The sequence below is a fragment of the Pseudomonas sp. B3(2017) genome (assembly GCF_002113595.1).
GTDB lineage: Bacteria > Pseudomonadota > Gammaproteobacteria > Pseudomonadales > Pseudomonadaceae > Aquipseudomonas > Aquipseudomonas ekonensis.
Map to the genome: position 1 here is coordinate 50,893 of NZ_NEIU01000022.1, position 21,180 is coordinate 72,072.

At 62.7% G+C, this 21,180-nt stretch carries 20 protein-coding genes; 9 read left to right on the plus strand and 11 right to left on the minus strand.

What is annotated here, in order from left to right; all coding sequences use genetic code 11:
• Positions 1–87: 87 nt before the first annotated feature.
• The gene (locus tag CAG33_RS24655; protein WP_085583874.1) at positions 88–1,197 is read right to left on the minus strand and encodes a sugar diacid recognition domain-containing protein; all 1,110 of its coding nucleotides are present in this window, start codon (positions 1,195–1,197) and stop codon (positions 88–90) included.
• A gap of 170 nt (positions 1,198–1,367) precedes the next feature.
• Between CAG33_RS24655 and CAG33_RS24660 the strand changes: the two genes are divergently transcribed.
• Positions 1,368–2,678 carry an MFS transporter gene (locus CAG33_RS24660; RefSeq protein ID WP_085583876.1) on the plus strand — a complete coding sequence of 437 codons (1,311 nt, stop codon included), beginning with the start codon at positions 1,368–1,370 and terminating at the stop codon, positions 2,676–2,678.
• Between the two features lie 72 nt (positions 2,679–2,750).
• Here CAG33_RS24660 and CAG33_RS24665 read toward each other — a convergent pair whose 3' ends face one another.
• Together CAG33_RS24665 and CAG33_RS24670 are read right to left on the minus strand one after the other, a co-directional pair.
• The gene (locus CAG33_RS24665; RefSeq protein WP_085583878.1) at positions 2,751–3,116 is read right to left on the minus strand and encodes a hypothetical protein; all 366 of its coding nucleotides are present in this window, start codon (positions 3,114–3,116) and stop codon (positions 2,751–2,753) included.
• A complete protein-coding gene (locus CAG33_RS24670) occupies positions 3,113–3,823 on the minus strand; it encodes an SDR family oxidoreductase (protein ID WP_085583880.1) in 711 nt (236 codons plus the stop codon). Before CAG33_RS24670 ends, CAG33_RS24665 begins: the two co-directional genes overlap by 4 nt.
• Positions 3,824–3,923: 100 nt before the next feature.
• Here CAG33_RS24670 and CAG33_RS24675 point away from each other — a divergent pair, with 100 nt between their 5' ends.
• The 3 genes from CAG33_RS24675 to rarD all read left to right on the plus strand — a co-directional run bounded on the left by CAG33_RS24675 (position 3,924) and on the right by rarD (position 7,062).
• Positions 3,924–4,823 carry a LysR family transcriptional regulator gene (locus CAG33_RS24675; RefSeq protein ID WP_085583882.1) on the plus strand — a complete coding sequence of 300 codons (900 nt, stop codon included), beginning with the start codon at positions 3,924–3,926 and terminating at the stop codon, positions 4,821–4,823.
• Between the two features lie 68 nt (positions 4,824–4,891).
• Positions 4,892–5,905: an aldo/keto reductase gene (locus tag CAG33_RS24680; protein WP_085640876.1), complete on the plus strand. Its 1,014-nt coding sequence runs from the start codon at positions 4,892–4,894 to the stop codon at positions 5,903–5,905.
• A gap of 275 nt (positions 5,906–6,180) precedes the next feature.
• Complete coding sequence (rarD, locus tag CAG33_RS24685; protein ID WP_085640878.1) at positions 6,181–7,062, plus strand: EamA family transporter RarD; 882 nt, start codon at positions 6,181–6,183, stop codon at positions 7,060–7,062.
• A gap of 177 nt (positions 7,063–7,239) precedes the next feature.
• Here the strand turns inward: rarD and hppD are convergent, their stop codons facing one another.
• A complete protein-coding gene (gene hppD / locus CAG33_RS24690) occupies positions 7,240–8,316 on the minus strand; it encodes a 4-hydroxyphenylpyruvate dioxygenase (protein WP_085583888.1) in 1,077 nt (358 codons plus the stop codon).
• A gap of 246 nt (positions 8,317–8,562) precedes the next feature.
• Positions 8,563–9,510 (minus strand): DMT family transporter, encoded by a 948-nt coding sequence (locus CAG33_RS24695; RefSeq protein WP_085640880.1) that lies wholly within the window; start codon positions 9,508–9,510, stop codon positions 8,563–8,565.
• Between the two features lie 76 nt (positions 9,511–9,586).
• Between CAG33_RS24695 and CAG33_RS24700 the strand changes: the two genes are divergently transcribed.
• The 3 genes from CAG33_RS24700 (at position 9,587) to CAG33_RS24710 (ending at position 12,699) form a co-directional block, all read left to right on the plus strand.
• The gene (locus CAG33_RS24700; protein WP_085583892.1) at positions 9,587–10,459 is read left to right on the plus strand and encodes a LysR family transcriptional regulator; all 873 of its coding nucleotides are present in this window, start codon (positions 9,587–9,589) and stop codon (positions 10,457–10,459) included.
• Between the two features lie 103 nt (positions 10,460–10,562).
• Positions 10,563–12,098, plus strand: a complete 1,536-nt coding sequence (locus tag CAG33_RS24705) for an EAL domain-containing protein (RefSeq protein WP_085640882.1) — start codon at positions 10,563–10,565, stop codon at positions 12,096–12,098.
• Between the two features lie 235 nt (positions 12,099–12,333).
• Positions 12,334–12,699: a histone-like nucleoid-structuring protein, MvaT/MvaU family gene (locus CAG33_RS24710; RefSeq protein WP_085583896.1), complete on the plus strand. Its 366-nt coding sequence runs from the start codon at positions 12,334–12,336 to the stop codon at positions 12,697–12,699.
• 206 nt (positions 12,700–12,905) lie between these two features.
• On the opposite strand, the gene CAG33_RS24715 is transcribed toward CAG33_RS24710, so the two are convergent.
• Positions 12,906–13,424: a DUF4946 domain-containing protein gene (locus CAG33_RS24715; RefSeq protein ID WP_085583987.1), complete on the minus strand. Its 519-nt coding sequence runs from the start codon at positions 13,422–13,424 to the stop codon at positions 12,906–12,908.
• A gap of 139 nt (positions 13,425–13,563) precedes the next feature.
• On the opposite strand from CAG33_RS24715, the gene gloA reads away from it, so the two are divergent.
• Positions 13,564–14,085, plus strand: a complete 522-nt coding sequence (gene gloA / locus CAG33_RS24720) for a lactoylglutathione lyase (RefSeq protein WP_085583898.1) — start codon at positions 13,564–13,566, stop codon at positions 14,083–14,085.
• Positions 14,086–14,148: 63 nt separating this feature from the next.
• Here the strand turns inward: gloA and ahpF are convergent, their stop codons facing one another.
• The 3 genes from ahpF to CAG33_RS24735 all read right to left on the minus strand — a co-directional run bounded on the left by ahpF (position 14,149) and on the right by CAG33_RS24735 (position 17,486).
• Positions 14,149–15,711: an alkyl hydroperoxide reductase subunit F gene (gene ahpF, locus CAG33_RS24725; RefSeq protein ID WP_085583900.1), complete on the minus strand. Its 1,563-nt coding sequence runs from the start codon at positions 15,709–15,711 to the stop codon at positions 14,149–14,151.
• Positions 15,712–15,845: 134 nt separating this feature from the next.
• Positions 15,846–16,409 (minus strand): alkyl hydroperoxide reductase subunit C, encoded by a 564-nt coding sequence (gene ahpC, locus CAG33_RS24730; protein WP_085583902.1) that lies wholly within the window; start codon positions 16,407–16,409, stop codon positions 15,846–15,848.
• 138 nt (positions 16,410–16,547) lie between these two features.
• The gene (locus CAG33_RS24735; RefSeq protein WP_139833036.1) at positions 16,548–17,486 is read right to left on the minus strand and encodes a site-specific integrase; all 939 of its coding nucleotides are present in this window, start codon (positions 17,484–17,486) and stop codon (positions 16,548–16,550) included.
• A gap of 177 nt (positions 17,487–17,663) precedes the next feature.
• Here CAG33_RS24735 and CAG33_RS24740 point away from each other — a divergent pair, with 177 nt between their 5' ends.
• The gene (locus CAG33_RS24740) at positions 17,664–18,680 is read left to right on the plus strand and encodes a DNA-binding protein (protein ID WP_085640886.1); all 1,017 of its coding nucleotides are present in this window, start codon (positions 17,664–17,666) and stop codon (positions 18,678–18,680) included.
• Here CAG33_RS24740 and gorA read toward each other — a convergent pair.
• Positions 18,677–20,035 (minus strand): glutathione-disulfide reductase, encoded by a 1,359-nt coding sequence (gene gorA / locus CAG33_RS24745; RefSeq protein WP_085640888.1) that lies wholly within the window; start codon positions 20,033–20,035, stop codon positions 18,677–18,679. The two genes, CAG33_RS24740 and gorA, sit on opposite strands and share 4 nt — an antisense overlap.
• A gap of 132 nt (positions 20,036–20,167) precedes the next feature.
• Positions 20,168–21,007 carry a UTP--glucose-1-phosphate uridylyltransferase GalU gene (galU, locus tag CAG33_RS24750; protein WP_085583911.1) on the minus strand — a complete coding sequence of 280 codons (840 nt, stop codon included), beginning with the start codon at positions 21,005–21,007 and terminating at the stop codon, positions 20,168–20,170.
• Positions 21,008–21,180 lie beyond the last annotated feature (173 nt).

The following is a 21,180-nucleotide window of genomic DNA, read 5'->3' on the forward strand; positions in this document are numbered from 1 at the left end:
GGTCAGGCAACAGAGAGGTCGGCAGAACGGGCCTCATCGCTTGCAAGCAAGCGCCTACAGAGTTTGGCGGTGCGTCCTCAAAAGCCCTCAGGTCTGCGGCAAGAGCTGCACCCCCAGGTACAGCGCGAGCATTCCGTCCAGCCGCAGCGGATCCACCCCGCTCAGTTCGGCGATCCGCTCCATGCGGTAACGCAGGCTGTTGCGGTGGATGCCCAGCGCGTCGGCGCAGGCCTGGCTCTGGCCGTCGTGCTCGCACCAGCTGCGCAGCGTCGCCAGCAACTGGCCGTTGCTGTCCTTGGCGATCACCTTGCGCAGCGGCTTGAGCAGTTCATCGAGGGCGTCGTCGTTGCGGTGCCGCCAGAGCATCACCGGCAGGCGATAGCGGTCGAGCTTGAGCAGCCGCGAATTCGGCAGCACCTCACGGCCATACGCCAGCAAATCGCCGACCCGCCGGTAGCAGCGGCGCAGTCCAGCCAAACCGTCGGCCTGCCCGCCCACGGCGATGCGCAGGATGTTCCAGCCCTGCCCGTCGAGCTTTTCCAGCAGGCGGTCATGCTCCAGGGCCTGCCCCGCCGGACGGCACCACAGCAGCGACGATTTGGCCGAGCTCACGCACCAGCTGTCCGGGTAGCGCGACATCAGCCAGGCACCGAGGGCCTCGACCGTTTGCCCCGCGCCCTGCTCCAGGCCCAGCTCGAACAGGTACGGCACCCGCGTCAACTGCGGCTTGAGCCCCAGCTGCTGCGCCTCGTCCACCAGCCTCGGCGAATCCCCCGCCTCGCTCAGCAGCAGCGCCAGCAGGTCATCGCAGCGCTGGCGCCGCCACTGCTGCTCAGCCTGCTGGTTGCGCTGGCCCACCAGCATTTCGGCTGTCATGCGCACCAGTTCGGCGTACGTGCGCAGTGGCTCCGGCTCGCCGGTGATGCCGAGCACGCCGATCAGCCGACCATCGAGCATCAGCGGCAGGTTGATCCCCGGCTGCACGCCTTTGAGGTGCACGGCGGTCTGGGCGTCGATCTCCACCACCCGGCCGTTGGCCAGCACCAGTTGCGCGCCTTCGTGGCGGGTGTTGATGCGCTCCGGCTCGCCGCTGCCCAGGATCAGCCCCTGGCTGTCCATGACATTGACGTTGTAGGGCAGAATGGCCATGGCCCGGTCGACGATGTCCTGCGCGAGGTCGTGATCGAGTTCGAACATAGTGGGCAAAATCCTTGAAAACGGGCGCGGACGGTTGTTCACCCGCACAGGGTCCGGCGACAAACCCTGTGCTCAGGCACAAAGACAATCCGGCCAAAGGTGGCCGAGACTCTCAGGGCGATCAACGTTACCCTTGCATCGCAAAAAATCATAATAAAGAGAGAGTCGCCATGTCACAGAGCGCCGCAGCTGTCCAGGCCATCGCTGACGACAAGAATGCCGTCTACAAACGCATCACCCTGCGTTTGATCCCCTTCATCTTCATCTGCTACCTGTTCAACTACCTCGACCGGGTGAACGTGGGCTTCGCCAAGCTGCAGATGCTCGACGCGCTGAAGTTCAGCGAAACCGTCTACGGCCTCGGCGCCGGGATCTTCTTCATCGGCTACGTGCTGTGCGGCGTGCCGAGCAACCTGGCGCTGACCAGGTTCGGTCCGCGGCGCTGGATCGCCCTGATGATGATCACCTGGGGCACGCTGTCGACTTGCCTGCTGTTCGTCACTACCCCGACCCAGTTCTACACCTTGCGCCTGTTCACCGGCGCCGCCGAAGCCGGGTTCTTCCCCGGTGTGGTGCTGTACCTCTCGCAGTGGTTCCCGACGTTCCGCCGCGGGCGGATCATGGCGCTGTTCATGTCGGCGATCCCGGTCTCGGGCCTGCTCGGCAGCCCGTTCTCCGGCTGGATCCTCAACCACTTCGCCGCAGGCCAGGGCGGCCTCGCCGGCTGGCAGTGGATGTTCCTGCTGCAAGGCATTCCGACCGTGGTGCTGGGGGTGCTCGCGTACTTCCTGCTCAGCGACAGCTTCGCCAACGCCAAGTGGCTGAGCCCCCAGGAGCGCAAGGTGCTGGAGGCCGACCAGGCCGAAGACCTGGCGAACAAGCCCAAGACCGCCTCCGATTCGTTGACCGAAGTGTTCAAGAACCCGGCGATCTGGGCGTTCGGCCTGATCTACTTCTGCATCCAGAGCGGCGTGTACGCGATCAACTTCTGGCTGCCGTCGATCATCAAGAACCTGGGCTTCAGCGACAACCTGGTGATCGGCTGGCTGAGCGCGATCCCGTACCTGCTGGCGGCACTGTTCATGCTGGTGGTCGGCCGCTCGGCGGACCTGCGCAAGGAACGCCGCTGGCACCTGGTGGTGCCGATGCTGATGGGCGCCGCCGGCCTGCTGATCGCGGTGAACTTCGCCGCCAACCCGACCCTCGCCATCCTCGGCCTGACCCTCGCCACCATGGGCGCCCTCACCGGCCTGCCGATGTTCTGGCCGGTGCCGACGGCGATGCTCAGCGCAGGCGCGGCGGCGGGCGGCCTGGCGTTGATCAACTCCATGGGCCAGATGGCCGGTTTCCTGAGCCCGTACCTGGTGGGCTGGGTCAAGGACAGCACCGGGTCGACCGATGCGGCGCTGTACCTGCTGGCGGCCGTGATCGTCGGCGGCAGCCTGTTGGCGCTGCGCATGACGCGCACGTTGCGGGCGTAATTCGCGAGCGATGCACAAACGGCCCTTTCGGGCCGTTTTTCATGGGTGAACCACTGCCTGCATCGAGCGCACTCAAGCAACGCGCGCTTTTGCATCCAGCTCGATCACCAGCCCGCCGGGCACCTGCACGAAGATCTGCCAGATCCCGTCCTCCGGCACCTGCGCCACCTGATACGGCAAACCGCTGGCCTGCACCCGCTTGAGCACGAGGGCCGCGTCGTCATCGGTACGAAAGGCAATGTGGCTCAGCACCGTATCCTCTAGCGCAGGCTGCTCGATCACATGCACCAACGCCTGGGCATCCTGGTACAGCCATCGGCCGGGAAACGGAAACGGCGGCCGCCGGCCGGGCTTGAGCCCCAGCAATCCATCGAAGGCGTCCTGCACCGCTGGCCCGTCCGGCGTGCTGAACGCCAGGTGGTCGAAATGCCAGGTCATAACAGTCCGCCTCCGTCGACGTCGATGATGCTGCCGCTGATGAAGCCGTTTTCCATCACCAGCGTGAAGGCGTCTGCCAACTCCTGCGGCGTGCCGATCCGGCCCACCGGCAACGCCGCCGAGGTGCGGGCGAACATCGCCGCACGCTGGCTTTCATCCATGCCGGCGTAGGCTTCGGTGTCGGTCACGCCGGGGCTGATCACATTGACCCGGCGCGGCGCCAGCTCCTTGGCCAACTGTTTGGCCAGCGCCTCAAGCGCGGCGTTCAGGGTGGTCTTGATGAACTGTCCGGCCACGAACTTGCGCGACAGCAGGCCGGACGTCAGGGTGATGCTGCCCCGCTCGCTCAGGTACGGCAGCGCTTGCTGGATCGAACGCACCGCGCCCCAGAACTTCACGTCGAACGCCTGTTGCGCGAGCAGCAGGTCACTGTCGGCCAGGGGCTTGGCGCTGACGTTCGGGCCCGCAGTGATCACCAAGTGATCGAAGGCGCCGATGCGTTCGAACAATTGGCGCAGCGACGCATCATCGGTGATGTCGGCGGACGCCTGACGGACGTCGCCGGCGCCGGCATCGATCCGCCGGCCGACTGCGTAGACGCGGGCGCCCCGCGCGGCGGCGCCGGATGCGACGGCGGCACCGATGCCGCTGCTGCCGCCGATGACGACGACGGTCTGATCGCGCAAGGAAGATTCGAGTGGTTTCATGACAGTGGCTCCGCTGGGCTTAAGGAGATTCCATATTCACGGGTTGCCAATCGAAGAAAAATCCCGGTAAATCGGAAGGATCTTTAAAGGATTTTTACCAATGAGCTCGATACTCGATCTGGAGATCTTCGTCCGCACCGCCGATTCGGGCAGCATTTCCGCCGCCGCCCGGACGCTGGAGCTCACCCCGGCGGCCGCCAGCATCGCGCTGAAGCGTCTGGAGACACGCCTGGGCATCCGCCTGTTCGCCCGCTCCACCCGCAGCATGCGCCTGACCGAAGAGGGCCGGCGCTACCTGGAAAGCGTGCGCCTGGCCCTGGCCACGCTGGCCGAGGGCGAACTGGCGCTCAAGCAGCAGACCGAAGGCTTGAGCGGCGTCCTGCAGCTGGCGGCACCGTCGGACTTCGGGCGCAACGTGCTGCTGCCGTGGCTGGACGATTTCAAGCGCGAGCATCCGCACATCCAGCTGCAGCTGCTGCTCAACGACCGTCACGCGGACCTGTTTCGCGAAACGGTGGATGTGGCGCTGCGCTTCGGCGTGCCGAGCGATTCAACGCTGGTGGCGCTGCCGATCCTGCCCGAGCACCGTCGCGTGGCCTGCGCCAGCCCCGCGTATGTGGCGCGCCACGGTTCGCCGCAGCACCCCGGCGAACTGAGCGGACACAGCGCCCTGCTTTACCTGCGCAACGGCCGGCCGTACAACACCTGGCGTTTCGGCCGCGGCGACGAGACCCTGGAGGTCGAAGTCCACGGCGACTATCTGAGCGACGACGGCGAAGTCGCCCGGCGCTGGGCCTTGGCCGGGCACGGGATCGCCTACAAGGCCTGGCTCGACGTGGCCGAGGACGTGCGCGCCGGCCGGCTGGTGACGCTGTTCGACGACTGGCACGGCGAAAGCGTGCCGTTCAATCTGCTGTGCCCGCACCGGGTGCAGGTGTCGGAGCGGGTCAAGGTGTTGCAGGCGTTCCTGCGCGAGCGCTGCAAAACGTTGAGCCGATAATTCACTTTGCCGCGCCAGGCGCTTCTGGTATTTGATGGAGGCTTTCCCTCCGGCAAAAGGAATTCGGCATGAGCTATCGCACTTTGGGGCACTCGGGTCTGCAGGTGTCCACCCTCACCCTGGGCACGATGATGTTCGGCGAACAGACCAGCGCACAAGATTCGCTGCGCATCATCGACAAGGCCTGGGACCAGGGCATCAATTTCATCGACACCGCCGACGTCTACACCAACGGCCGCTCGGAAGAGATCGTCGGCGAGGCCATCGCCCGCCGTCGCCACGAATGGGTGCTGGCGACCAAGGTCGGCTTCGGCCCGACCGAAGGCGTGCCGAACCGCAGCGGCTTGAGCCGCAAGCACCTGTTCAACGGCCTGGAGGCCAGCCTGACCCGGCTCGGCACCGACTACCTCGACATCTATTACCTGCACCGAGAGGACCACAGCACGCCGCTGGAGGTGACGGTTTCGGCCATCGGCGACCTGATCCGCCAGGGCAAGATCCGCTACTGGGGCCTGTCGAACTACCGGGGCTGGCGGATCGCCGAGGTGGTGCGCATCGCCGACAAGCTCGGCGTCGACCGTCCGGTGATCAGCCAGCCGCTGTACAACATCGTCAACCGCCAGGCCGAGACCGAGCAGATCACCGCCGCCCAGGCCTATGGGCTGGGCGTGGTGCCCTACAGCCCGCTGGCCCGTGGCGTGCTCAGCGGCAAATACGCGCCGGACGTCAAACCCGACGCCGACAGCCGCGCCGGCCGCCAGGACAAACGCATCCTGGAGACCGAATGGCGGGTGGAGTCGCTGCGCATCGCCCAGCAGATCCAGCAGTACACCCAGGACCGCGGGGTGGGCATCGTCGAGTTCGCCATCGCCTGGGTGTTGAACAACGGCGCCGTGACCTCCGCCATCGTCGGGCCGCGCACCGAAGCGCAATGGGATACTTACACCAAGGCCCAGGCGGTGAAGATCACCGCCGAGGACGAGGCGTTCATCGATTCGCTGGTCACGCCGGGGCATGCCTCGACGCCGGGGTTCAACGATGTGAGCCATTTCGTGTCGGGGCGCCGGCCGCGTTCGGCCTGAGGGCTGTTTTGCCTCGACTGAAGCCATCGCCAGCGGGCTGGCTCCTACAGGGATTCAGGTGAATGCAGGTTCTGCGGTCACCTGAAAACAAGGTGGGAGCCATCCTGCTGGCGATGGCGTCACTGAGGCCGCCCCGGGGCAGGATCAAGACAATCACTCCGCCGCTTTTTGTGCTTATCTTCACGATGTGGGAAATATTGAGCACTCGGCCAATATTCAGCACAAAAACCACGTATCCTGCGCGCCCCGTTTGACCTGCAACCCGCGAGGACAGTTTGGCTAAAGGTATCGCTCTCTCGGTGACGGCTTCGACGCTGTTTGCCGTCATGTATTTCTACACCTCGTTGCTCAGCCCCCTGAGCGGCGTGGAAATCTACGGTTGGCGGATGCTGCTGACCGTGCCCTGCATGACCGTGTTCATGCTGCTGTCCGGCGAGTGGCGCCGGGTGGCGGAACTGCTGCGCCGGTTGGCCGGGCAGCCGAAGCTGATCGGCGGCCTGGCGCTGTCGTCCGCCCTGCTCGGCGTGCAGCTGTGGCTATTCATGTGGGCGCCGCTCAACGGCTACAGCCTCGATGTGTCGCTGGGCTACTTCCTGCTGCCGCTGGCCATGGTGCTGACCGGCCGGATCGCCTACGGCGAGAGCCTGTCGTACCTGCAGAAGGTCGCCGTGTTCTTCGCCAGCCTGGGCGTGCTCAACGAGCTGTACCAGGTGGGCGGCTTCTCCTGGGCGACGCTGGTGGTGGTGGTCGGCTATCCGCTGTACTTCGTGCTGCGCAAACGCCTGAAGACGGACAACCTCGGCGGCTTGTGGGTCGACATGACCCTGATGCTGCCCGTGGCCTACTGGTTCGTGCGGGGCGGCGAGCAAGGCTTCGGCGTGTTCGACCAATACCCGACCCTGGCCTGGCTGATCCCCCTGCTCGGCCTGATCAGCGCCTCGGCGCTGGTGGTCTACATCATCGCCAGCCGTCTGCTGCCGTTCAGCCTGTTCGGCCTGCTCAGCTACGTGGAACCGGTGCTGCTGCTGGGCGTGGCGCTGCTGCTGGGCGAAAGCATCAAGTCCGGCGAATGGCTGACCTACATCCCGATCTGGATGGCGGTGATGGTGCTGGTGTTCGAAGGTTTCAAGCACCTGATGCGCCAACGCCGCCCGTAGTCCCCGCACCAAAAACCTGTAGGAACGAGCCTGCTCGCGATGACGTCTTCAGACTCGAAATGGATATCGACCGAACGATCGCAATCGCGAGCAGGCTCGCTCCCGCAAGGGAATGTGAAGGCATGAAAAAGCCCGGCCTGCAGGATTGCAGGCCGGGCTTTTTTGCATCGTTGAAGCTTACTCGGCGGTCAGCACGCCACGACGCACCTGGTCACGCTCGATCGACTCGAACAGCGCCTTGAAGTTGCCCTCGCCGAAGCCATCGTCGCCCTTGCGCTGGATGAATTCGAAGAACACCGGGCCCATCAGGGTTTCCGAGAAGATCTGCAGCAGCAGGCGCTTGTCGTTCGGCTCCGAGGAACCGTCGAGCAGGATGCCCCGTGCCTGCAGCTGGTCGACCGGCTCGCCGTGGTTCGGCAGGCGGCCTTCGAGCATTTCGTAGTAGGTGTCCGGCGGCGCGGTCATGAAGCGCATGCCGATCTTCTTCAGCGCGTCCCAGGTCTTGACCAGGTCGTCGGTGAGGAACGCCACGTGCTGGATGCCCTCGCCGTTGAACTGCATCAGGAACTCTTCGATCTGGCCGGCGCCCTTGGACGACTCTTCGTTGAGCGGGATGCGGATCATGCCGTCCGGAGCGGTCATCGCCTTGGAGGTCAGGCCGGTGTATTCGCCCTTGATGTCGAAGTAGCGGATCTCGCGGAAGTTGAACAGCTTCTCGTAGAAGTTCGCCCAGTAGGCCATGCGGCCGCGGTACACGTTGTGGGTCAGGTGGTCGATGATCTTCAGGCCCGCGCCTTTCGGATGACGGTCGACGCCTTCGAGGAACACGAAGTCGATGTCGTAGATCGAGCTGCCTTCGCCGAAACGGTCGATCAGGTACAGCGGCGCGCCGCCGATGCCTTTGATCGCCGGCAGGTTCAGCTCCATCGGGCCGGTCTCGATGTGGATCGGCTGGGCGCCGAGTTCCAGCGCACGGCTGTAGGCCTTCTGCGAATCCTTGACCCGGAACGCCATGCCGCACACCGACGGACCGTGCTCGGCGGCAAAGTACGAGGCGACGCTGTGGGGTTCGTTGTTGAGGATCAGGTTGATCGCGCCCTGACGGTACAGGTGCACGTTCTTGGAGCGGTGGGTCGCGACCTTGGTGAAGCCCATGATCTCAAAGATCGGCTCCAGGGTGCCGGGCGTCGGCGACGCGAATTCGATGAACTCAAAGCCCATCAGGCCCATTGGGTTTTCGTACAGATCTGCCATGGTAGGCGCCTCATCATTCTTATCAATTAACCAAAGTTAGTTGCCAGTCATGCTGAGGGCGCGGGGCGGTGCGCAGGAGACGCCACGCACGCTGCGGGCGAGGAAGTCACCGTAGATCAGTTGTAACCCGAATATCTTCATTGTCGACCCAAGGCTCTTGCGGGCGAGGCTTCTGCTGCCAGAAGACGATTATTATTGTATGCGTAACCGGATTCTACACAGCGTAAAACGGATTGTCTGCCCTCTCTATAAAATCCGCCTTTTGCGCGTCGCTGCAAAGGGTTTGTTGCACAGGTAGATCCCCGCCAGGATCACCGCCCCGCCCAGGCACATGGCCGGCGTCAGCCGCTCGCCGAGCAACAGGGCACCGAGGATCACCGCCGTCAGCGGGTTGAGGGCGATGAACACGCCGGCGCGCGTCGCGCCGATCTTGCGGATGCCGTCGTAGTAGCCGATGTAGGCCAGCGCCGAACCGAGCACGCCGAGGTAGATCAGGCTCCACCACTGCTCTGCGCCAAGGTCGGCCAGTCTCGCCCAATCCAGTTCTCCGCGCAGGGCCGCCAACGCCCACAACATCCCCGTGCCGAGCAGGATGGAGTAGGTCACCGTCTGCACCGGGCCGAGGCTCTGGCTGAGGCTGCGGGAAAACAGCGAGTACACGCCCCAGCCCAGCACGCAGCCGAAGATCAGCAGATCTCCGATCCAGGCCTGCGGCGATGCCGCCAGCGATTGCGGGTCGCGGCTGACGATCACCGTTACCGCGCCGGCGATGCAGACCGCGATGCCGAGGACTTTCATTCGCCCCAGCCGTTCCTTGAACAGCAGCCAGGACGCCAGGCCGATCACCGCCGGATTCAACGCCACGATCAGCGAGGCCCGCGACGCGTTGATGTATTGCAGGCCGTAAAAGAAACACAGGTTGTAAAGGAAGATCCCGAAGAACCCCAGCACCGTCAGTTGCAGCCATTGCCGGCGGCTCGGCCGGGCCAGCGGGATCCGCGCCAGCCGCAGAAAGACCAGCAGCGCCGCGCTGGCCAGCAGGAACCTGAGGCTGGCGGCAAACATCGGGCTCAGCTGGCCGGCCAGCAGCCGACCGGCCACCCAGGTGCCGCCCCAGACCATGGTGACCAGCGCCAGGTTCACGTACACCGGCACGTCCGAAGGCGCCGGGCGGATTTGCTCATAACCGGACATAACACTCCCGAGACAAAGAGAACGGATGCCGTATCATTTGTTCGATTGTTCATCATCGTAAAATGAGTAAAAGCTCATGACCCTGACTCAACTGGAAATCTTTTCGCGGGTGGCCGAATTGCGCGGATTCACCCTCGCCGCCAATCGCCTGGGCATTTCCCAGTCGGCGGTGTCCCATGCCCTGAAGTCGTTGGAGCAGGAACTGGGCGTCGAACTCTTGCGTCGGCATGCCGCCCAAGTGGAGCTCAGCGACATCGGCGAACAATTGCTGCTGCGCGCCCGGGCCATGCTCGGGCTGGCCGACACCTTGCGTCAGGAGGCGGCCGATGCCCGGGGAATGAAGCGCGGCACGCTGCGCATCGGTTCGTTCGGCCCGACCTCTTCGGTCACGCTGCTGCCCGGCATCCTGGAGGCATACCGCCAGACCCATCCGGGCATCGAGGTGCACATCGAGGAAGGGCCGGACCGACAAGTGATCCAGTGGCTGGAAGAGCGGCGGATCGACATCGGTTTCGTGGTCTTGCCGCAAGAGCGCTTCGACACGTTCCCCCTGATCGAGGACCGGATGGTCGCCCTGCTCCCGGCCGGCCATCCGTTGGCGGCACGGGCGCACGTGAGCCTCAAGGATCTGTGCGACGATCCTTTCGTGCTCACCGAGGCCGGCTCTTCGGAACTGGTCTCGCGCCTTTTCAGCGCGGCCCGCCTGAGCCCCAACATCCGCTACCGCTGTTCGCAACTGCTGAGCACACTCGATGTCGTCGGCCGTGGCGACGCGGTCAGCCTCGTGGCCGAAGGCTCATTGCCTGCGGACACCGCCGGCCGCTACGTGAAACGGCCGTTGTCCCCCGCCGTGCGCCGACAGGTGGGGCTGGCCGTGCTGGACAGCCGCCAGGCGTCGCCCGCCACCCTCGCCTTCATAGCGTCGGCGACCCGGCGACATCGCCCTTGAACGGCACAGGCACCGACAGCCATCTATCATGGGCGTTGACGACTCACTTACCGGAGGGCGCCCTGCATTCAAGGGCGGCTCTCCCCCGCGACAGGATGCCCCCATGCCGCTGACCGCCCGATCCCGCCGCAAGCCCGGCACCCGGATCATCGTGACCCTGCTGTGCGGCTTGCTGCCGATCCTGTCGGGCACCGCCATTCTCTACCTGCAGGCCGAGCGTACCTTGCAGCAGAGCGCGGAGCAGACCGCCGAAGAAGCGCTGCGTCAGTTCGAACTGATGCTCGACAACACGGCCCAGGCAGCCCTCGAACTGCTGCCTCTGGCCGGCCAGCCCTGCGACACGGCGCAACTGGCCCTGCGCGAACAGGTCACCCGCCGCCCCTTCGTCCGCTCGACCAACCTTGTGTGGGACGACAACCTTTATTGCAGCTCGCTGTTCGGCCACTTCAAGGAGGCCGTCAACCCCGGCGACTACACCCAGGGCAAACTGTGGCTCATGAACGGCAACCCGGTGACGCCCGACACCGCACTGCTGGTCTATCGGCTGAGCGGAGGCCGGGGCGGCGCACTGACTACGCTGGACGGCTACCACCTGAGCAACATCCTGCGCCTGATCGGGCGGCAGACCCTGCTGCTGTTGCAGGTGGGCAACAACTGGCTGTCCGCCGACGGCAAAGTGCATCAAGGCGCCCTCCCACCGTTGCCGGTGGCGCAAAGCACGCTGAACTCATCGCGCTATGCCTTTTCGGTGTCGGCGGGGTTTCCTGAGGGCAAGGTGTGGCGTTACATGGCGGACGAATACCCGCCCTTGTTCAGCCTGCTGATCTTTTTCGGCGCGGTGTCCGGCGCCATCGGCTACATCGTGCAGAAGCGCTCCACGTCACCGAGCCATGAAATGCTCCGCGCACTGGAAGCCGGAGAGTTCATTCCCTACTTCCAGCCGGTGGTCCACGGCGACAGCAAGCAATGGTCGGGAACCGAAGTGCTGATGCGCTGGAACCACCCGAAAGAAGGCCTGGTCCGCCCCGACCTGTTCATCCCCTTTGCCGAGCATTCAGGCCTGATCGTACCGATGACCCGCTCGCTGATGCAGCAGACCGCCGCCCTGCTGGGGCCGGTTTCGTCTACCTTCGTCACGCCCTTCCACATCGGCATCAACATCAGCGCCAGTCACTGCCAGAACCTGGAACTGGTACAGGACTGCCGCGAATTCCTCGCCGCGTTCGAGCCGGGCAGCATCCACCTGGTGCTGGAGCTCACCGAACGCGAACTGGTCGAGCCCACCGACATCACCCACCGCCTCTTCAGCGAACTGCGCGAAGCGGGCGTGAGGATCGCCATCGACGACTTCGGCACCGGCCATTCGAGCCTGACTTACTTGCGCACGTTCAACGTCGACTTCCTGAAGATCGACCAGAGCTTCGTCGCCATGATCGGTCTCGATGCGTTGTCGCGGCACATCCTGGACAGCATCATCGAACTGTGCGCCAAGCTGGACCTGGGCATCGTCGCCGAAGGCGTGGAGACCGAAGAACAAAGCCAATACCTGACGTTACATCACGTCAACTTCCTGCAAGGCTACCTGTACGGCAAACCCATGCCGGCGACCGAATTCATTAACGCATTAACTCACCGTTAATTAGGCGTTCTCATCCTTCCCCCTGTGGCCTGGCGCACCAATTTGAAACAAAACAACGCGATTGTTACATGAAGAAAAAGTCAGGATTTACTCTTGCGGCATTAACTACTACAATTTTTCTTACCTGTTGCAAGATAGGCAGGTGAGCCAATTATCACCGAGTCGCTTCAAGGCTGACGTCCGAAGGCTTTGTTTGCGGTTGGTATCAGCCAAACACACTATTGGAGTAACGATATTGTCCAGACTCGCTGAATTTCGTGCAGCTGAAAAAGCCCTTCAGGAACAGCTCAAGCAGCTGGAATCGCTGAAGAACGATGCCGGGCTCAAGAAAGAAATCGAATTCGAAGAGAAGCTCCAGGGACTGATGAAAACCTACGGCAAAGGCCTGAAGGACATCATCGCCATCCTCGATCCGAACCCGGCGAAATCCGGCCAGCAAGTGGCCGCAGCACCCAAGACCCGCCGCGCCCGCGTGGTCAAGGTGTACCAAAACCCGCACACCGGCGAACTGATCGAGACCAAAGGCGGCAACCACCGCGGCCTGAAAGCCTGGAAAGAACAGTACGGGGCAGCCACCGTCGATTCCTGGTTGCGCGGCTGATCTTGCGCCAACAGAAAAAGCCCTGCCGATGCAGGGCTTTTTTGTGGACAATATTTAACAAATGCAACGAGCCCCGTCTGAAAAGTTGATCGGCCTTGCGCCAGACGCAGTACGAATTTGCAGCAGAATATTGCCGGCCGGCTCGCAGTTATCTTTGTGCTTAATGCTTTCGGGCATCTATAACGGTGCAGACCGCCCGGTCAGGATTAAAGTTTCAAGCTGTTTCGTATCGACGCTATTTCGTCGGTGCTCTGTTTGAACATCTCGGCCTCTCCCGCATACGAAAGTACATAGGCGTTCTGAGCGTCGAGGGCAGCGACCAATGTTTGCGACAACACGTGCCTGCCGTTTTCAGTGACCGTGCAGGTGGTCTCAAGTGCCGACAGCGAACCCAGGACGGATGAGTGGATCCTGTTGCACACACTCTGGTAGCCGCCCTGGAAGAAGTCCTTCTGCACCGCTTTGCGCATTTCCAGCAGCACCCCTTGCAGGTTGACTTGATGGCCGGTTTCCACTCGGGTCATGGTCAACTCCATCACCATCACCTGATTCCCTTCGGCATCGGTCTTCACCCCGCGCTGACGCGACACCTGCGGCGATGTGTCAGGCAGGGCCTCAACCTGCCAGCCGGCGGGCCAGGCTATCTCCGGCGCCTGGGCCGACGCGCCCGCGGCGCACAACGACAAGCAAAGGAAAACGAACAGCGATTTGAACGGTCGGATCATTCGAAGGACACCGGCAGACTGAGCCGAGCAGTCTGAGCCCAGCCTCCTGGCAGGGCAAGCCTGCACGTGAGGTTTGGCGATGTCCCAAGGCATGCGTATCATTGCGCCATTCACTCGCCCCATTCGTCACGGAGGGCCCATGAGCCTGCACGAACTGAACACTTTCCCTGGCGTGACCGCCACCCCGGACAGCGCAACCCGCAACTTCGTCTTCAACCACACCATGCTGCGCGTAAAGGACATCACCCGGTCGCTGGACTTCTACACCCGCGTGCTCGGTTTCTCGCTGGTGGAAAAGCGCGACTTCCCGGAAGCCGAATTCAGCCTGTACTTCCTCGCGCTGGTCGACAAGGCGCAGATCCCGGCGGACGCCGCAGCCCGCACCGAGTGGATGAAGTCGATCCCCGGCATCCTGGAACTGACCCACAACCACGGCACCGAAAACGACGCGGACTTCGCGTACCACAACGGCAACACCGACCCGCGCGGTTTCGGCCACATCTGCATCTCGGTGCCGGACATCGTCGCCGCCTGCGAGCGCTTCGAGGAACTGGGCTGCGATTTCCAGAAGCGCCTGACCGACGGCCGCATGAAGAGCCTGGCGTTCATCAAGGATCCGGACGGCTACTGGGTCGAAATCATCCAGCCGGCACCGCTGTAAGCAACACCCGAAAACGACAAACCCCATGAGCGATCATGGGGTTTGTCGTTTCAGGCTCAAGGCTTATGCCGGGGCCGACGTGCGAATCAAGTGATCGAACGCGCTCAACGATGCCTTGGCGCCCTCGCCCACCGCAATCACGATCTGCTTGTACGGCACCGTGGTCACGTCGCCGGCGGCGAAGATGCCGTGGATCGAGGTTTCGCCGCGGTTGTCGACAATGATCTCGCCACGCGGCGACAACTCGATGGTGCCCTTGAGCCAGTCGGTGTTGGGCAGCAGACCGATCTGCACGAAGATCCCCTCCAGCTCGACGCTGCGCAACTCATCCGACTGACGATCCTTGTAGCGCAGGCCGTTGACCTTCTGCCCGTCACCGGTGACTTCGGTGGTTTGCGCGCTGGTGATCACGGTCACGTTCGGCAGGCTGTGCAGCTTGCGCTGCAGCACGGCGTCGGCACGCAGCTGCACGTCGAACTCCAGCAAGGTCACGTGGGCCACAATCCCGGCCAGGTCGATGGCCGCTTCCACGCCGGAGTTGCCGCCGCCGATCACCGCCACGCGCTTGCCCTTGAACAGCGGGCCGTCGCAGTGCGGGCAGTACGCCACACCTTTGTTGCGGTATTCCTGCTCGCCCGGCACGTTCATTTCGCGCCAGCGCGCACCGGTCGCCAGGATCACGCTCTTGGCTTTCAGGATCGCGCCGCTGGCGAAACGGACTTCATGCAGCTCGCCGTTCTGGCCCGGGATCAGCTTGTCGGCGCGTTGCAGGTTCATGATGTCCACGTCGTATTGCTTGACGTGCTCTTCCAGCGCCACCGCCAGTTTCGGGCCTTCGGTTTCCTGTACGGAAATGAAGTTCTCGATGGCCATGGTGTCCAGCACCTGACCGCCGAAGCGTTCGGCGGCGACGCCGGTGCGGATGCCTTTGCGGGCTGCGTAGATGGCTGCCGAAGCGCCGGCCGGCCCACCGCCGACCACCAGCACATCGAAGGCCTCTTTGGCGCTGATCTTCTCGGCCTGACGCTCGATGGCGCCGGTGTCGAGCTTGGCGAGGATTTCCTCAAGGCCCATGCGGCCCTGACCGAAGTTCTCGCCGTTCAAGTAGATGCTCGGCACGGCCATGATCTTGCGGTCGTTGACTTCGTCCTGGAACAGCGCGCCGTCGATGGCGACATGGCGGATGTTCGGGTTCAGCACGGCCATCAGGTTCAGCGCCTGGACGACGTCCGGGCAGTTCTGGCACGACAGCGAGAAGTAGGTTTCGAAGCTGAATTCGCCCTTGAGCGAACGGATCTGTTCGATCACCTCGGCGCTGGCCTTCGAAGGGTGACCGCCGACCTGCAGCAGGGCCAGCACCAACGAGGTGAATTCGTGGCCCATCGGGATGCCGGCGAAACGCAGACTGATGTCGGCGCCGGGGCGGTTGATCGAGAACGACGGCTTGCGGACATCGTCGCCGCTGTCGATCAGGGTGATTTGGCTCGAAAGACTGGCAACGTCTTTCAGCAGTTCAAGCATTTCACGGGATTTCGCACCGTCGTCGAGAGAAGCGACGATCTCGATCGGCTGGGTGACCCGTTCCAGGTACGATTTCAACTGGGCTTTAAGATTGGCGTCCAACATACGGGCGATCTCCTGAACTTTCTTTGAGGCGAAAAAAAACGCCCGAGCGAATCTCGCCCGGGCGTTTTCATTGGGCGGTGCAGCTTACTTAGGTAGGTGCGGAGTTCCGCCCTGAGTGTTGCGGTGTCACAGGATCAGATCTTGCCGACCAGGTCCAGGGACGGAGCCAGAGTGGCCTCGCCTTCTTTCCACTTGGCCGGGCAGACTTCGCCTGGGTGGGCAGCGACGTATTGAGCGGCCTTGATCTTGCGCAGCAGCTCGGAAGCGTCACGGCCAACGCCGCCGTCGTTCAGTTCAACGATCTTGATCTGGCCTTCAGGGTTGATCACGAAGGTGCCACGATCCGCCAGGCCAGCTTCTTCGATCAGCACGTCGAAGTTGCGGGAGATGACGTGGGTCGGATCGCCGATCATGGTGTACTGGATCTTGCCGATGGCTGGCGAAGTGTTGTGCCAGGCAGCATGGGCGAAATGGGTGTCGGTGGAAACGCTGTAGATCTCTACGCCCAGTTTCTGGAAGGCTGCGTAGTTGTCGGCCAGGTCTTCCAGCTCGGTCGGGCAAACGAAGGTGAAGTCGGCTGGGTAGAAGAACACGACCGACCACTTGCCTTTCAGGTCAGCGTCCGAGACTTGCACGAAGTCGCCGTTTTTGAACGCGGTGGCTTTGAACGGTTTTACTTGGCTGTTGATGATAGGCATTGATGACTCTCCGTCAGGGGTTGTGAACTCGATGGGGTGAATCCTACCCACTCGCTCGACGGATGGCTCATTGGCAAACCTGATGCTGCTGATTTGTTTTCGCTATTAGCTGACTGTATTAATAGAAGAAAACGATATCTAAAGCGACGGCGGCTTATCCGTGATCCGAACCATCCCTTCAAAGGGGCTGGCTTCAACATAGCGCATGGCGGACTTCATATCCTTCCAGCCCACATAGCTCATCAGTGACTTGAGGTCCCAGCCGCTCTGATTCGCCCAGGTCGCGAAACCGCGGCGCAGCGAATGGGTGGTGTAATGCTCGGCCTCGATGCCGGCGCGCTTGAGCGCCTGGCGCAGCAGCGGAATCACGCTGTTGGCGTGCAGCCCTTCCTCGCTCAGATGCCCCCAACGATCCACCCCGCGAAAGACCGGGCCGCGCACCAGGGCTGCCTCGGTGACCCACTCGATGTACGCCTGCACCGGGCACAGCTTGAGCAGTGCCGGCGCCTGATAGGTCTTGCCCAGGTTCTCCCGGTCACCCTTGCTGCGCGGCAGGTACACGGTGATGCCTTTGCCGGCATGGGCCTGGACGTGTTCGACCTCGAGGCGGCACAGCTCGTCGCTGCGAAAGCCGCGCCAGAAGCCCAGCAGAATCAGCGCCCGGTCACGGCAAGCCTTGAGCAACTGCGGCCGGTTCTGTTGCGCCCGGGCTTCGCTGATCTCCTGATCCAGCCAAGCCACCGCCTGCTCCAGGTGTTGCAGCTGCAAGGGCTCGGCCTGTCTCTCCTGGGCCGGGTGCAACGCACGGATGCCTTTGAGCGTCTTGCGCACGAGCGGCGCTTTGGTCGGGTCGGCAAACCCCTGGCTGCTGTGCCATTGCGCCAACGCCGACAGGCGCAGTTTCAGCGTATTGATCGACAACACACCGGCATGGGCCACCAGGTAGCGGGCGACGCTTTCCGCCGTCGCGGGCAGGAAACCACCCCAGGTCACTTCGAAATGAGCGATGGCCGCACGGTAGCTGCGGCGTGTGTTGTCACGGGTGGCGGCTTGCAGGTAGCGATCCAGATCGCTCATGGGCGGGTTTCTCACGGGGTGTACTGACGGGCTGCGCATCAAGCGCAATTCAGCGCTTCACGCGGGATAATACGAGTATATCCCGCCTCTTGAAAATCAAACATTTAAGATTTTTCTTGCCGTGGTACACTGCTATTTTTGTGGCACGTACCACAGTACGTAAAGGTAGGATCACTCATGGCCCGTGGCGGCATCAACAAGGCATTGGTTAAAGCGGCGCGGCTGGCGATTCTGGCTCGCGGAGAACACCCAAGCATCGATGCGGTACGCATTGAAATGGGCAATACCGGCTCAAAAACCACCATCCATCGTTATCTGAAGGAGCTGGATGACGGCCGAGAACCGGTCGAAGTGCCGTCGGAACCCATCGACGACGAACTGACCGCGCTCGTTGCGCGTCTGGCGCAACGCCTGAAAGAACAGGCACAGGAGCCGATCGAACAGGCCCGCGAGGCATTCGAAGAACAGCGCCAGGCGCTGGAGACCGAGCTGAATCAGACGCGCCAGGCGCTCACCCAGCTGGAACAGCAACATGAAATCCAGAGTGCAGCACTCTCCCGCGAATCCGAAGCGCTGACCGACACCCGGTCGATGCTTCAGACGGAACAGACCCGCAACGCCGGCCTGAACCAGGCACTGGCGGATTTTGAATTGCGCCTAAAGGACAAGGACGAGCAGATCCGCTCGCTGGAAGAGAAGCACCTGCACGCCCGCGACGCCCTTGAGCACTACCGCAACGCCATCAAGGAACAACGCGAACAGGAGCAGAGCCGCCACGAAGGGCAAGTGCAGCAGTTGCAGATGGAATTGCGCCAGGCCCAGCAAAGCGCACTGGTGCGTCAGGACGAAATCACCCAACTGCACCGCGACAACGAACGCCTGCTGACCGAAAACCGCGGCTCATTGCGCGAGCTCAGCCTGTTGCAGGATCAGCTCAAGCACAGCAACCAGCGCCAGGACCAGCTGTTCGAGCAAGCGTCCCGCGCCGACAGCGAACGCACCCTCCTCCAGGAACGCTTGCGCGTCGCCACCCTGGAAAGCCAGACGCTCAAACAGAGCCTCGACGAACAGGCGCAACTCAATCAGGGACTGGAAAAGGAACTGACCCAGGCACAGGCGAGCCTGGAGGACAGCCTGCGCCTGGCCGCCACCGTGGCGGCAGCGGCAGACGCAGCCAAACCGAAAGGCGCTTAAGCGCCGACCGGCGAACGCATGGTGACAAACTCTTCGGCCGCCGTCGGGTGAACCCCGATGGTGTCGTCGAAGTCGCGCTTGGTGGCGCCGGCCTTCAGGGCGATGGCCAACCCCTGCACGATCTCGCCGGCGTCCGGGCCGACCATGTGGCAGCCGAGCACCTTGTCGGTCTTGCCGTCGACCACCAGTTTCATCAGCGTGCGCTCCTGGCAATCGGTCAGGGTCAGCTTCATCGGACGGAAGCGGCTTTCGAAGATCACCACGTCATGCCCGGCGCTCCTCGCCTCCTCCTCCGTCAGACCGACGGTGCCGATGTTCGGCAGGCTGAATACCGCCGTCGGGATCATCTTGTAATCCACCGGACGGTATTGCTCTGGCTTGAACAGGCGCCGCGCCACCGCCATGCCCTCGGCCAGCGCCACAGGCGTCAGCTGCACACGACCAATCACATCGCCCAGGGCGAGAATCGACGGCTCGCTGGTCTGGAACAGCTCATCGACCTTGACGAAACCCTTGTCGTCCAGTGTGACGCCGGTGTTTTCCAGCCCCAGGTTGTCCAGCATCGGACGCCGGCCCGTCGCATAGAACACACAATCGGCTTCCAGGACGCGACCATCCTTGAGGGTGGCCTTCAGACTGCCATCAGATTGCTTTTCGATCCGTTCGATGTCGGCATTGAACTGCAGATCCATCCCGCGCTTGGTCAACTCTTCCTGCAAATGCTTGCGCACCGAACCGTCGAAGCCGCGCAGGAACAGATCGCCGCGGTACAGCAGCGTCGTGTCCGCCCCCAGACCGTGGAAAATGCCGGCGAACTCGACCGCGATGTAGCCACCGCCCACTACCAGCACGCGCTTCGGCAGGTCCTTGAGGAAGAAGGCTTCATTGGAGCTGATTGCATGCTCGCGCCCCGGAATTTCCGGAATCTGCGGCCAGCCACCAGTGGCGATCAGGATGTGCTTCGCCGTGAAACGCTCACCGTTGACCTCGACCTGATGCGGGTCGACGATCTTCGCGTGGCCTTCGTGCAGGGTCACGCCGCTGTTGACCAGCAGGTTGCGGTAGATGCCGTTCAGGCGATTGATCTCGCGGTCCTTGTTGGCGATCAGCGTCGCCCAATCGAAATCGGCCTCGCCCAGATTCCAGCCGAAGCCCGACGATTGCTCGAAGTCTTCGGCGAAATGCGCGCCATAGACCAACAACTTCTTCGGCACGCAGCCGACGTTGACGCAGGTGCCGCCCAGGTAGCGGCTCTCGGCCACGGCGACTTTCGCGCCAAACCCCGCCGCAAAGCGCGCAGCCCTCACACCGCCGGAACCGGCGCCGATCACATAAAGGTCAAAATCGTAGGCCATATCTCTCTCCTTGACAGCTCACCAGCATACCCGCAGTCGTTCATTGGGCAAGCGCTGCCATCCAAATGGGGCCGGAAAATGAAAAAACCACCCGAAGGTGGTTTTTTTCGTGCAGACGCGAACAGACGCTTATCAGTAAGCCTTGCCGGTCTTGTAGAAATTCTCGAAGCAGAAGTTGGTCGCCTCGATGTAGCCTTCGGCGCCGCCGCAGTCGAAACGCTTGCCCTTGAACTTGTAGGCCATGACGCAGCCGTTCTGGGCCTGCTTCATCAGGGCGTCGGTGATCTGGATCTCGCCGCCCTTGCCTGGCTCGGTCTGCTCGATCAGGTCGAAGATGTCCGGGGTCAGGATGTAGCGGCCGATGATCGCCAGGTTCGACGGCGCATCTTCCGGCTTCGGCTTCTCGACCATGCTGTGCACGCGGTAGATGTCGTCACGGATCATCTCGCCGGCAATCACACCGTACTTGTTGGTTTCCTGAGGATCGACTTCCTGGATCGCAACGATGGAGCAGCGGAACTGCTTGTACAGCTTGACCATCTGGGTCAGTACGCCGTCGTCTTCGAGGTTGACGCACAGGTCGTCCGCCAGCACCACGGCGAACGGCTCGTCGCCGATCAGCGGACGGCCGGTCAGGATCGCGTGACCCAGGCCTTTCATTTCGGTCTGACGGGTGTACGAGAAAGAGCACTCGTCCAGCAGGCGGCGGATGCCGACCAGGTATTTTTCCTTGTCGGTGCCCTTGATCTGGTTTTCCAGCTCGTAGCTGATGTCGAAGTGGTCTTCCAAGGCGCGCTTGCCGCGGCCGGTGACGATGGAGATTTCGGTCAGGCCGGCTTCCAGGGCCTCTTCGACGCCGTACTGGATCAGTGGCTTGTTTACCACCGGCAGCATTTCCTTGGGCATGGCTTTAGTCGCTGGCAGGAAGCGAGTACCGTAACCGGCTGCTGGGAACAAGCATTTCTTGATCATATAAGTCCTTGAAAGGGCTGTGTGTACGAGTTTCGGCGCAGTCTAATCAGGCGGCGTGCACCTTACAATGCCCCGCACTGGCTAACCGATGCCAACATAGAGAAATATTCCGGCCGATAGTTCCATAGCCGCTTCAAGACTGCGCGTTGAGCGTAGCTCAAATCAGCCGAGGC